Annotated in this window: 7 protein-coding genes; 5 read left to right on the top strand and 2 right to left on the bottom strand. The window is 60.6% G+C overall.

Features of this window, described 5'->3' with window-relative positions:
• Positions 1-97: 97 nt before the first annotated feature.
• The 3 genes from bglX (at position 98) to EU557_RS17655 (ending at position 5253) form a co-directional block, all read left to right on the top strand.
• Entirely contained in the window at positions 98-2344 is a 2247-nt protein-coding gene (bglX, locus tag EU557_RS17645) for a beta-glucosidase BglX (protein ID WP_135531797.1), read from the top strand.
• A gap of 251 nt (positions 2345-2595) precedes the next feature.
• Positions 2596-3738, top strand: a complete 1143-nt coding sequence (locus EU557_RS17650; protein ID WP_245326311.1) for an alginate lyase family protein — start codon at positions 2596-2598, stop codon at positions 3736-3738.
• A 285-nt stretch (positions 3739-4023) separates the two neighbouring features.
• Complete coding sequence (locus EU557_RS17655) at positions 4024-5253, top strand: glycoside hydrolase family 88 protein (RefSeq protein WP_135531799.1); 1230 nt, start codon at positions 4024-4026, stop codon at positions 5251-5253.
• A 40-nt stretch (positions 5254-5293) separates the two neighbouring features.
• Here EU557_RS17655 and EU557_RS17660 read toward each other — a convergent pair whose 3' ends face one another.
• Together EU557_RS17660 and EU557_RS17665 are read right to left on the bottom strand one after the other, a co-directional pair.
• Positions 5294-6676, bottom strand: a complete 1383-nt coding sequence (locus EU557_RS17660; RefSeq protein ID WP_135531800.1) for a sensor histidine kinase — start codon at positions 6674-6676, stop codon at positions 5294-5296.
• Positions 6677-7342 (bottom strand): response regulator transcription factor, encoded by a 666-nt coding sequence (locus tag EU557_RS17665; RefSeq protein WP_135531801.1) that lies wholly within the window; start codon positions 7340-7342, stop codon positions 6677-6679.
• A 549-nt stretch (positions 7343-7891) separates the two neighbouring features.
• On the opposite strand from EU557_RS17665, the gene EU557_RS17670 reads away from it, so the two are divergent.
• Together EU557_RS17670 and EU557_RS17675 are read left to right on the top strand one after the other, a co-directional pair.
• Positions 7892-12268, top strand: a complete 4377-nt coding sequence (locus tag EU557_RS17670) for a CusA/CzcA family heavy metal efflux RND transporter (protein ID WP_135531802.1) — start codon at positions 7892-7894, stop codon at positions 12266-12268.
• A 63-nt stretch (positions 12269-12331) separates the two neighbouring features.
• Positions 12332-13549, top strand: a complete 1218-nt coding sequence (locus EU557_RS17675) for an efflux RND transporter periplasmic adaptor subunit (RefSeq protein ID WP_135531803.1) — start codon at positions 12332-12334, stop codon at positions 13547-13549.
• The last annotated feature ends 51 nt before the right edge of the window (positions 13550-13600 follow it).

Raw genomic sequence — 13600 nt, forward strand, 5'->3', positions numbered from 1 at the left:
CCATCAGAAGCAGGCTCGGGCCAGACGGCCCCGGAAAGCACGGCCCTTCAGTTCTTTTTAACACCCTCCGATTCGGCCCTAGGCCACTTTTCGCTTCATGTTCTCACTTCCTTCCAAATCAACCTTTCTCCTCGGCACCTTACTGCTTCCTTTCACTGGCCTACACGCTCAGCGCGCCACGCCAAGTCCGGCCGCGGTGGAGCAGCGGGTTACGGCCCTCCTAGGCCAGATGACGCTGGAGGAGAAAGTCGGCCAGCTCGTGCAGTACTCGGGGCGGGAACTGACCGGCCCGGCCAGCAACCGCAAAACCGACCTGCTCAACAGCATCCGGAGTGGGCAGGTGGGCTCCATGCTGAACGTGAAAGGCGTGGCCGACACCCGCGCCATTCAGGCGGAGGCCCTAAAGTCGCGCCTGCACATCCCGCTACTATTTGCCCTCGATGTCATTCACGGCTACCAAACTGTGTTTCCCGTGCCCTTGGGCGAGGCTGCTTCCTGGGATCTAGATGCCATTCGGCTCTCCGCCCACGTAGCCGCTAAGGAAGCCGCTGCCTCCGGCATTCACTGGACGTTTGCGCCCATGGTAGATGTGGGCCGCGATGCCCGCTGGGGCCGGGTGATGGAAGGCGCCGGAGAAGACACCTACCTCGGCTCCCAGATTGCCAAGGCCCGCGTGCTGGGTTTCCAGGGAGAGAAACTAGGCGGTACCGATGCCGTAATGGCCTGCGCCAAGCACTTTGCGGCCTACGGTGCCGCCCTTGCTGGCCGCGACTACAACGCAGTGGATATGAGCGAGCAGCAGCTGTGGGAAACTTACCTACCGCCCTTCAAGGCTGCCGCCGATGCCGGCGCGGCTACCTTCATGAACTCCTTCAATGCTCTCAACGGGGTGCCCGCCACGGCCAGCAGCCACCTCCAGCGCGACATCTTGAAGGGCCAGTGGAACTACCAGGGCTTTGTGGTGAGCGACTGGGGCTCGATCCGGGAAATGGTGCCCTGGGGCTTTGCGCCCACCGTGGCCGATGCCGCCCAAAAAGCCATGACGGCCGGCAACGACATGGACATGGAAAACGATGCCTACGGCCCCCACTTGGCTCAGCTGGTGCAAAGCGGCCAGGTGCCCGTAGCGTTGGTAGATGATGCCGTGCGCCGCGTGCTGCGCAAGAAGTTTGAGCTAGGCCTGTTCGACGACCCCTACAAGTTCTCCGACGCTAAGCGCGAGCGGAACGTGCTCCGCGACCCGCAGCACCTGGTAGCCGCCCGCGACGTGGCCCGCAAGTCGATGGTGCTGCTCAAAAATGAGAACCGCCTGTTGCCCCTGGGCCAGCAGCGCACCATTGCGGTAATCGGCCCCCTGGGCAAATCCAAGCGCGACCTGGCCGGCGGCTGGACGGTTATTGCCGATACCGCTCACATTGTGTCGGCGTTTGAGGGGCTGACCCAGCGAGCGGGTAAAAAGGCGCGCTTGCTCTACGCCAAAGGCTGTGAGATTACCGGCGACTCGCGGACGGGCTTTGCGCAAGCCGTAGAAACCGCCAAAGCCGCCGATGTGGTGGTGCTGTGCGTGGGCGAGAGCTGGGACATGAGCGGGGAGGCAAAGTCGCGGGCTGACATTCATCTGCCGGGTGTGCAGGAGGAACTGTTTCAGGCCCTGAAAGCCACCGGCAAGCCCATAGTGGCGGTAGTGATGGGCGGGCGCCCGCTCATCTTCAACACCATGGCCGACCAGGCCGACGCCATCCTCTACGCCTGGTTTCCGGGCTCGGAAGGTGGTCACGCCCTGGCCGACGTGCTCTTCGGCGACTACAATCCCTCGGGCAAGCTCCCCTCCTCCTTCCCCCGTTCCGTAGGCCAGTTGCCGCTCAGCTACCAGCAATACAACACCGGCCGGCCCGTCACCAAGCCTACGGACATCACCTACAAGTCGGCCTACATTGATGAGCTGAACACGCCTCGCTACGCCTTCGGCCACGGCCTGAGCTACACCACGTTCCGCTATGCTAATCTGAAGCTCAGCCAGCCCACCATGCGGCCCTCGGAAACGGTGCAGGTACAGTTCACCCTGACCAATACGGGCTCCGTAGCCGGCGAAGAAGTGGTACAGCTATACCTACGCGACCTGGTATCGTCGGTGGTGCGCCCGGTGAAGGAGCTCAAGGACTTCCGCAAAGTGATGCTCAAGCCCGGCCAAAGCCAGACCATCAGCTTCACCATCAACCAGGACAAGCTCGCCTTCTACAACTCCCAACTACAATGGACCGCCGAGCCCGGCGACTTCCGACTCATGATTGGCAGCGCCTCCAACGATATCCGCCTGGAAAGCAAGTTGGTACTCGCACCTTAGTGGGTGTGGATATGGTTGTCTAAAACCCCAAAGGACGTCATGCTGAGCGGAGTCGAAGCATCTCTCCCTCTGACTAATAAACTGGCCTAGGACTGTCACAACGAAGCGGTAGAGATGCTTCAACTCCGCTCAGCATGACAGATAGTGTTACAACGTCAGCACGCGAGATGTCTCGACAAGCTCAACATGACAGTCACAGAGTCCATAAGCCTTTAAAATTGCTCATGAACCCCAAGGCTCTCTTCCTCCTTATGCTTCTGCTTGGGTGCTTCGTTGCCCGGGCCGGAGGGCCCGACCGCACGCTGCAACAGCAGGCGGTAGCAGTGCTGCGCGCCCAGGTGCTGGCGGAGGCAACTTGGGCTCTGCAGCAGGCGCCGCAAACTGTTACCAGCTCTCACTCTCCGCGCAGCACCGGTGGCCCGCATGACTTCTTTTCTGAAGGCGACTACTGGTGGCCCGACCCCGCTAACCCAGCTGGCCCCTACGTGCAGCGCGACGGTCAAACCAACCCCGACAACTTTGTGGCTCACCGATTGGCCATGATTCGTTTCAGCCGCATCATCGGGGCCCTGGCCTCAGCCTACCAGCTCACCCACGACCCCAAGTACGTGCGCCACGCCCTGGTACACCTGCGGGCCTGGTTTACGGATTCGGCCACGCTGATGAATCCTTCCCTGCTCTACGCCCAGGCCATTTCCGGGCGCTTTACCGGGCGCGGCATCGGCATCATCGATACTATTCAGCTGATGGAAGTAGCCCAGGGCGTGTTGGTAATGGCGCCGGTCTTGGGGGCAAGTGATTTGGCAGGAATCAAAAGCTGGTTTGCGCAGTATTTGACGTGGCTTACCACCCATCCGTACGGCCAGGATGAGATGAAGGCAGTCAACAACCATGGCACGTGCTGGGTGATGCAGGTGGCCGCTTTTGCCCGCCTCACTGGCAACCAGGAACTGCTCACGTTCTGCCGGGAGCGGTACAAAACCGTGCTCCTCCCATCCCAAATGGCCGCTGACGGCTCCTTCCCCCTCGAAACCAAGCGCACCAAGCCCTACGGTTACTCCCTCTTCAACCTGGATGCCCTGACCATGATCTGCCAGATTCTGAGCACGCCCCAAGACAACCTCTGGGCCTACCATACCGCTGACGGCCGCGGCATCCGGCGCGGCATTGAGTACCTCTACCCCTACGTGAAGGACAAGACTACTTGGCCCTTCCCTCAGGATGTTATGTACTGGGAAAACTGGCCCGTGGCGCAGCCCTTCCTGGTGCTGGGCGCCGTGCAGTTCGCCAATAAAGACTGGTTTGCCACCTGGCAGCGCCTAGACCACCAGCCCGAGGTAGCCGAAGTAGTGCGCAATCTACCCATCCGCCACCCCCTACTTTGGCTCCCATAACACTACTTAGCAACAGAAAAGACCGTCATGGTAAGCGCAGCCGAAGCATCTCTACCTCTGACTAACTACTGGCCTACCACGTCAGCCACTTGCTCCATAGCCCAGGGTTTAAACCCTGAGCTAGTGAACAACGATTTGCAACGAAGCGGTAGAGATGCTTCGGCAAGCTCAGCATGACGTCTAATAAATAAGATAAGAACACTGTTCTCAACCCCTACCTCAGTGCTCTAGGCCACTTTATAGGCCTTGTGAGCCGCACCTGTTCTCTCTCACTAAAGCCCATCCATGATAAAACTTCATACGCTAGGCCTCGGCCTCCTGTCTTTGCTCGCGGCTCCGGCCCTAGGCCAGTCGGCCCTGACTAAGAAGACGCTCAAGCTGGCCGAGACACAGGCGACCCTCATGTTGGAGCAGGTGCCACAGGCGGTGCAGCAAAAGCCTGCAGCACCGGGCAAGCTTCCGCCAGTGTCACCTCGCTCGCTTACGCCTACCAAGGAGCTGGCAGTGGTGGCTTCTAAAGACTGGACCAGTGGTTTTTTTCCTGGCTACCTGTGGCTGCTCTCTGAGGCAACGGGCCAGCCCAAGTGGCAAACTGCCGCCAAAACCTACACGGCGAATATTGAGCGCGAAAAACTCGACGTCACCAGCCACGACGTGGGTTTTAAAATATACTGCAGCTTCGGCAGCGGCTACCACCTTACCCAAGACCCGGCCTACCACGAAGTGATTGTGCAGGCGGCGCGCACGCTCAGCACGCGGTTTAACCCCAAAGTAGGCGCCATTCGCTCCTGGGACCACCACCGCGAAACCTGGGGCTACCCCGTCATCATCGACAACATGATGAACTTGGAGTTGCTGTTTGCGGCCACCCGCCTCTCGGGTGATTCGTCGTTCTATAAGATTGCCGTCAGTCACGCTAACAAGACCCTCAACAACCACTTCCGCCCCGATTTCAGCTCCTACCACGTCGTCGATTACGATACGCTCACGGGCAGCGTAGTGAAGCGCACTACGCACCAGGGCGTTGCGAATGAGTCGGCGTGGGCGCGTGGGCAGGGCTGGGCGCTGTACGGCTTTACTATGTGCTACCGCGAAACCAAAAACAAAGCCTACCTCAACCAGGCCGAGCAAGTGGCGCGCTTCATCTTTAACCACCCCAATCTGCCCAAAGACCTGGTTCCGTACTGGGACTTCAACGCCCCCGGCATTCCAAACGAGCCGCGTGATGCTTCCGCCGCCGCCATTATGGCCTCGGCCCTGTATGAGCTGAGCACCTACAGTCCGGCTAGTGCGGCCCTCTACCGCCGCACGGCTGATAAAATCATGGATAACCTGGCGAAGCACTACACGGCCAAAGCTGGCGGCAGCCGTGGCTTCCTGCTCCTGCACAGTACCGGCCACAAGCCCGCCAACAGCGAAATCGACGTGCCCATCATCTACGCCGACTACTATTTCATGGAAGCCCTGCTGCGCCGCCGCAGCCTGGACAGTGGCAAGCAGTTGTCGTTGCGTTAGTCTGTGAAGTGGCACTGCCACCGCCTTCCTACTTTGTGGCCTACGCCGGGAACAGCAGCGTGAATGTGGTGCCTTGGCCTAGGGTGCTATCAACGGAGAGCTGGATTCCTAGCAAAGCGCAGGCCTTGGCTACGATAGAGAGGCCTAGGCCAGTGCCGCCAATGTGCTTGTGGGCCAGGGCATCGGAGCGGTAGAGTGGGTCGAATATGCGCGGCAGGTCGTCGGCGCGAATCCCAATGCCGGCGTCGGTGATGGAGCAGCGTAGGCCACCTGCCACGTCGGCCAGCTCAATGACAATGGTGGAGCCCGCCGGTGAGTACTTTACAGCGTTGGACAGCACGTTATCCAGAATCAAATCCACCATAAACGGGTCGGAGGCCACGGCTTGAGTGGCGAGGTCCTGCACATCTACGCGTATGCGCTTGGTTCCCAGGTCGGTGCGAAGGCGGTAAAGCACGTCGTGCACGCTGCTGAGCACCGAGAGCTCCTGCCGGCGCAGGGTCATCTTGCCGGAGTCGTCGAAGCGGGCTAGCAGCAGGAGCTGGTCTACGAGGTTAGTGAGGCGGTCTATTTCCTGAATGCTGAGCTTGATGCTTTCCACGTACTCGGGGGCGGTGCGGGGCTTGCGTACCAGCACTTCCAGGGTGCCTTTTAGCACGGCCAGGGGCGTGCGCAGCTCGTGGGAGGCATCGGCGGTGAACTGCTTTTCGCGCTCCACGGCCTGCTCAATCCGCGCCAGCAGCCCATTGATGGCGGTGGCCAGTGTGTGCAGCTCATCGGGGCGAGCGGGCAGGGCAATGCGCTCAGCGAGGTTGCTGCGCGTGATGCGGTTGGTGGTGGCTGTAATCTGGGCCACGGGCGCAATGCTGCGCCCGGCCAGCAGGCGCGCACTGGCGTACAGGCCTAGCAGCACCACCGGGAACGAGAGCAGCAGCACTATGCCCAGGCTGCTGAGCACGTGTTGCGCATCCTCGGAGGAAATGGCCGCCACCACGTACCCTACCGGCTGCCCATCCCGCAGAATGGTTTCCTGGGCCTGCCGCACGGCCTTGCCCCGCAGCTCCAGATTCAGGAGCCGTTGCTGGGCCTGCTTGGGGTCAAACACCAGCTCATCAGCCTTCAGGTTGGGGGAGCGGTCTAATAGGTGTCCGTGCAAGTCGTTTATCTGGAGGAAGATGGGGTCCACGTCTACCTCGCGGTGCTCCCGCTCCTCCCACTCATCCCGGTGGGCAAAGTGAATGGTATGGCCCACAATGCTCAACTCCTGGCTGTGCTTGGTGGCTTCAAAACGCAGGCGGGCATCCAGGCCGGCGTATACCTGCTGCCGTACTACCAGAAACACTAGCGCGTAGGCCACTGCCACCAGCGCGGCGGTGGCCAGCATGTACTGCAGCGCAATGCGGTTTTTGAACGTCAGGGCCATTTAGTCGCGGGCGACATACCCAATGCCGCGGATGGTTTGCAGGTAGTCTTCGTCTTTATGAAGGCGCAGCTTTTTGCGCAGGGCGTTCATGTACACGTCAATCACACCGGTGTTGTACTCGAAATGAATGTCCCAGACGTTCTCAATGATGCTCTGACGGCGGCACACGTTGCCCTTGTGGCGCAGTAGGTACTCCAGCAGGGCAAATTCCTTCTGGGTCAGGGGTATTTCCTCGTCGTCCCGGAACACCTGGTGCGTGGCCACATCCAGCACAATGGGGCCCACGGTGAACCGCTCGGGCGGGCCTGCCACCGGCCGCAGCTGCACCCGAATGCGCTCCAGCAGCTCCTCAAAGTGGAAGGGCTTTTTGATGTAGTCGTTGGCGCCAGCCTGTAGGCCCGCAATAGTATCCTGCACGGTGTCCTTGGCCGTGAGAAAGAGCAGCGGTGTGTGGTTTTGCGCGGCCCGCAGCTGCCGGCACACCTCCAGCCCCGAGAGGCCCGGCAACATCCAGTCCACCAGCAGCAAGTCGTAGGCCTGTTCCAGGGCCAGCGCCAACCCTTCGGTGCCGTTGTCGGCTACCTCCACGGCGTAGGCCTCTTCCTCCAGGCCCTGCTTCAGGAAACGGGCAATGCCGGGCTCATCTTCAATGACCAGGATGCGCATAGGATACTTAGTGATGGAGTGAGGAGGAAAGGCAAAAGGTGCTGCAAGCTAGAACTAGCTCCCCTCCTCAGATGATGTTGCGCAACAAGCAAGGAGGGGGTAGGGGTGGTTGATAATCGTTGTTTATAAAAACGGTCATGCTGAGCGCAGCCGAAGCATTTCTACCGCTTCGTTGCACGGTTGTAGAGACGCATACTTGCGTCTCGTCGTTGAACGACTGGCCTAGAACAACCTGCATAAACAACCTCAGCAACGAGGAGACGCTCTACAGCCCTACGTCAGCACGCGAGATGTCTCGACAAGCTCGACATGACGGGCTGGTAAACAACGATTGATCAACCACCCCTAACCCCTCCTCAGATGAGGAGGGGAACTAGCTGCTAACTCTAGCAAACCAAGACAGTTTTCAGGCTGTGAACCTACTGCATATTGGGCGTTGATGGTAGCGGCCAGCCGGCTGCCATCACGATTTTAAGGCAATCTTAAGCCTGCTATGGCCGCTGGCTCAGGTTGGGGTTGCGTTCTTTGCATACGCAAAACCGACTTTCGATGCTTTCAAAAATCATAGCGGCCAGCATTCATAACAAGCTGTTCGTGGTGCTGCTGCTGGTGGCGTTGGTAGGCTGGGGTGGCTATTCGGCCGCGCATCTGCCCCTCGATGCCATTCCCGACGTGACCAATAACCAAGTGCAGGTTATTACTCAGAGTCCGGCCTTGGCGGCGCAGGAAGTGGAGCAGCTGCTCACCGTGCCCCTGGAGCTGCAGCTGCGCACCATTCCGGGTGTAACGGAAATTCGCTCTATCTCGCGGTTTGGCCTCTCGGTGATTACAGTGGTGTTCGAGGATGACATTGACACCTACCGCACCCGCCAACTGGTAGCCGAAAAGCTCACCACCGCGCAGGCCGAGCTGGGTACCGGTGCCGCCCCCCAAATGGCCCCCATCACTACTGGACTAGGCGAGATTTATCAGTACAGCATCCACGTCAAGAAGGGCTACGAAGACAAATACTCCCTCAGCGCCCTGCGCGACGTGCAGGACTGGCTCATTAAACGTCCCCTGGCCGGCGTGCCCGGCGTGGTAGACGTGAGCAGCTTCGGGGGCTACGTACGCCAGTACGAGGTCAGCGTAAACCCCGACCAGCTCAACGCGGCCGGGGTAACCATGCCGGAACTGTTCAAAGCCCTGCAAGACAACAACGACAACACCGGCGGCTCTTACCTGGAGCGCGGCCGCAATGGCTACTTCATTCGGGGCGAAGGCCGGGTAAGCTCCCTTGATGACGTTGGCACCATCGTAATCAAGCAGGCCACCCAGAACGCGCCCCTGCTGGTGCGCGATGTAGCACAGGTGCGCTTCGGGCACTCCATGCGCTACGGGGCCATGACCCGCAACGGCGGCGGCGAAACGGTGGGCGGTATTGTGCTCATGCTCAAGGGCGCCTCTTCGGAGCAAACCATTAAGGGCGTGAAGGCGCGGGTGGCGGAAATTGAGAAAACCCTGCCGCCTGGCCTAGAAGTGGTGCCGTTCCTCGACCGTACCAAGCTCATCGACAAGGCCATTCATACCGTCACCAAAAACCTGATTGAGGGCGGCGTCATCGTGATTCTGGTGCTGCTGATTCTGCTGGGCAACTTCCGAGCGGGGCTGGTGGTGGCTTCCATGATTCCGCTGTGCATGCTGTTTGCCCTGGGCATGATGCGCACCTTCGACGTATCGGCTAACCTGATGAGCCTAGGCGCCCTGGACTTCGGGTTGATTGTAGACGGGGCCGTGATTATCGTGGAAGCCATGATCTTCCATATCGTGCACTTCCGTAATGAAACGGAGCACGAAACCATGGACCAGGTGGCCGAAACTGCCGCTACCCGCATGATGCGCTCGGCCTTGTTTGGGCAGCTCATCATCCTAATTGTGTACTTCCCTATTCTGGCCCTCACCGGCATCGAGGGGAAGATGTTCCGGCCCATGGCCCTCACCGTGAGCTTCGCCATTGTGGGCGCCATGCTGCTGTGCCTCACCTACGTACCGGCCGTGTCGGCGTGGGCATTGCGCAAGGATATCAAGGAAGAGGGCACCCTGGCCCACCGCATTATGCAGTTCTTGCTGCGCGGCTACGAGCCTCTGATTCAGGGGGCGCTGCGCATGCGTGGGGCCGTAGTGGCGCTGGCCCTAGGCCTGTTGGTGCTGTCGGGAGTACTGTTCTGGCGCATGGGCGGCGAGTTTATTCCGCAGCTTGATGAGGGCGACTTTGCCGTGAACGTGACCCTTTCGCCCGGCTCCTCACTGAGCCAGAGCATTGCCACCACCACCAAAGTCCAGCAGATTTTGCTGCAGAAATTCCCGGAGGTAGAGCAGGTGGTGGGCAAAATTGGCACCTCCGAAATTCCCACCGACCCCATGTCGTTCGAGGACTCCGACCAGATTGTGGTGCTGAAAGACCAGGGCGAGTGGACCTCGGCCGGCTCGCGGGAGGAGCTGGCGGGTAAGATGAACGAAGCCCTGGCCAATATTCCCGGCGTAAACGTGGAGTTTCAGCAGCCCATTCAGATGCGGTTCAACGAGCTGATTTCGGGCGCTAAGTCAGACATCAGCATTAAGATTTACGGCGAAGACCTGGCGGTGCTCTTTGAGAAAGCCAACCACGCCGCCGCCCTTATTCGCCCCCTCGACGGGGTGGGCGACCTGAAGGTGGAGCAGATTGCGGCCCTGCCCCAGCTGCGCGTCACCTACGACCGCCAGAAGCTGGCCCAATACGGCCTGAACGTGTCGGACCTGAACACGCTGCTGCGCTCCTCCTTCGCGGGCGATGTGGCCGGCCAGGTGTACGAAGGTGAGCGGCGCTACGACCTGGTCCTGCGCCTCGACAGCACCAGCCGCCAGGGCCTCGGCGACCTGCGCAACCTTTATGTGGATACGCCCCTAGGCCAGAAAGTGCCGCTGGAGGAAGTGGCCACGGTGGCCTACCGCAGCGCCCCCGCCCAAATCTCCCGCGACGACGCCCGCCGCCGCATCAACATTGGGGTGAACGTGCGCGGCCGTGACGTGCAAAGCCTGGTACAGGAAATTCAGGGCAAGCTCGATGCCGGACTGAAGCTGCCCACCGGCTACAGCATCAAGTACGGCGGGGCCTTCGAGAACCTGCAGCAGGCCAAGGCCCGTTTAAGCGTGGTGGTGCCTATCTCCCTGCTGCTCATACTCTTGCTACTGTATCTATCCTTCAACTCCGTAAAGCAGGCCGCCCTAATTTTCACGGGTATTCCGCTGGCTACTATCGGCGGTATTCTGGCGCTGTGGCTGCGGGATATGCCCTTTAGTATTTCGGCGGGCGTGGGCTTCATTGCCCTATTTGGAGTGGCCGTGCTCAACGGTATTGTACTGGTAGCCAGCCTCAATGAGCTGGCCCTGGCCGGCGTGCGCAACGTACGGGAACGGGTACTGCGGGCCACGGCTGAGCGCTTCCGGCCGGTACTGCTCACGGCCTCGGTGGCGTCTCTGGGTTTCCTGCCCATGGCCTTGAGCAACTCGGCTGGCGCGGAGGTGCAAAAGCCCCTGGCCACGGTAGTTATCGGCGGGCTAATTACGGCCACGCTGCTTACCCTGCTGGTGCTGCCGGTGCTCTATACCTTCTTCACCTCCAGTGATGAAGATCCAACGCCTGCTACACCCGCTGAACCAAATGGAACCCCCACTAGGCCAGTAGTGGCGCTGGGGTTAACACTTCTATTGCTGACTTTACCTGACCTAGGCCAGGCGCAAACAGCTCCCGCTTCACCGGCTACCCCTGGCACTCCGCTCACGCTGCAGCAGGCCTTGCAGACTGGCCTACGGCAAAACCTATCGTTGCAGTCGTCGGCTTTGCAGGCTCAGCAGCAACGCGCCCTTACCCGCACCGGCTACGATATTCCGCGCACCGTATTGGATTACCAGCGGGGGCAGATTTCGGGCCCGCTCATCGACCAGAGCTTCAACGTGATTCAGCAAACAGCTCTGCCTAATGTGTACGCCGCGCAGCGCCGCCTGCTGGAAAGCCAAGCTCTGACGGCCGAGCAGCGTGGCCGCGTGCAGCGCCGGGAGCTTAGCCAGAACATCCGCATCAGCTACTACCAACTGCTACTCACCTACCGCCGCGCGGCCCTATTGCGCCGCCAGGATAGCCTGTACCGCCGCGCCGCCCGGGCCGCAAAAATTCGGTACCAGGTAGGCGAAACCAACCGGCTGGAGCAGGTTTCGGCTGAGGCCCGCTCGCGGGAACTGCAAAACCAACTGGCCAATACACTTACCGAGGTGGCCGTGCAGCAGCAGCAATTGGCTCTATTGCTGGGCACCGCGCCCACCCGCATTGATACCACCGAAAACGCCGTGGCCGTGCTAGCTGCCGCCGATACCATCAGCCTCTCCCCCGACTCTAACCCTACTCTAGGCCTCTTGCGCCAGGAGCTAACCCAGAGCCAACGCCAGACCCAGGTGGAACAGCTGCGCCGCCTCCCCGATGTGCGCGTGGGCTATTTCAACCAGACTATCAATAAGGAGAAAGGCTTTCAGGTGGCGCAAGCGGGGCTTTCGGTGCCGCTGCTGGGCGGAGCACAGAAGGCTCGCATTGCCGCCGCCCGCCTCGGTGAGCAAGCCGCCGACAACCAACTGGCCTACGCCACCACCCAGCTCACCGGTCAGCAAGCCGCCCTGCGCCAACAGTTGCGCCGGGCCCGCGCTTCCCTCAACTACTACGAGCGCGACGCCCTGCCCCAGGCCCGCCTCATCCTGACTACGGCCGAAAAAAGCTTCCGCGCCGGCGACATCGACTACGTAACCTACGTGGTGAATACCGAGCCGGCTTGGCAAATCCAACAGGCCTACCTCGATCAGGTGCGCCAATACAATGAGGTAGTTATTGCTCTGCAAGCCTTGGCGGGCACCGATGAGTAACGGCATCTGTTGCTAGGCCACTGTTTCTTTTCACGCTTATCCTGCCCTTCGGGACTGGTTTCCATGAAGTTTTCCCTTTTGCCTGCTTTTTCACTTCCGCTGACCTCCCTCCTGCTGGCTGCCGGCCTTGCCGGTTGTAAACAGGGCGCTTCCCCGGAGGCCAAAGGCGCCACGCCTCCCCGCCCCGAAACGCCTGCGGCTCCCGCCAACCCCGACCAAGTCACGATTTCGGCGGCGCAGGCGCGGGCGGCGGGTATTGCGCTGGGCAGCTTTACGCGCCAGAATATGGCCTCGGAGGTGCAGGCGAATGGCGTGGTGGATGTACCGCCGCAAAACCTGGTGACGATTTCGGCGGTGCTGGGCGGCTACGTGCAGCAGGTGCAGGTGCTGCCGGGCCAGTTCGTGAAGAAGGGCGCCACCGTGGCCGTGCTGCGCCACCCCGATTATATCAAGCTGCAGGAAGCCTACCTGCAAAGCCGGGCCCGGGTGCGCTTCCTAAGTCAGGAACTGGAGCGCCAGCGCATTCTTGATGTGGAAGATGTGGGGGCCAAGCGCAAGCTCCAGCAAGCCCAAGCCGACTACGCCACCGAGCAAGCCACACAACGCAGCTTGGCGGCCCAGCTAGGCCAGTTGAATATCTCGGCGGAGCGCCTGGCCGCCTCGGGACGCATTCAGCCCACCGTCAGCCTTACCACTCCGCTCTCGGGCTACGTGCGCACGGTGAGTACCAACCCCGGCCAATTTGTGAACCCCCAGGATGTGCTGGTGGAAATAGTAGACCGCTCCGATCTGCACCTGCAGCTCAAAGTGTTTGAGCGCGATGTGGCGCGGGTGCGCGTAGGCCAGTCAATTTTGTTCACGGTGCCTAGCCGCAAGATGGCCCAGGAAATTCTACGGGCCCGAGTTTTCTTGGTGGGCAAAGCCTTTGAAAACGACGCTCGCACCGTAACGGTGCACGCCCACCTCGAAGGCCGCGAAACCGAAACCCTCCTGCCCGGCCAGTACGTGGCTGCCCGCATCCAGACTGCGGGGCAGCAGGCTCGCACGTTGCCCGAAGACGCCATTATTCAGGCTGGGGAACTGAGTTACGCCTATGTGCAAACCCATGCTACCGATAGCACTGCCACCTTTCGGCGCATAAAAGTAAAAGCCGGCGCCTTTGCCCACGGTGATGTAGCCGTAACCCCTCTAGACCCCATCCCCGACACGACTCAGCTGGTACGCCGAGGCGCTTATTTTCTGGACGCTGAGCGGGGTAAAGGACAGGGCAACGACGATTAACTCTCTAGGATATCGGCAAAGGCTACCCTGAAGGGACAAAAGCTGCTGCCC

This window comes from Hymenobacter wooponensis (assembly GCF_004745865.1).
Taxonomy (GTDB): Bacteria; Bacteroidota; Bacteroidia; order Cytophagales; family Hymenobacteraceae; genus Hymenobacter; species Hymenobacter wooponensis.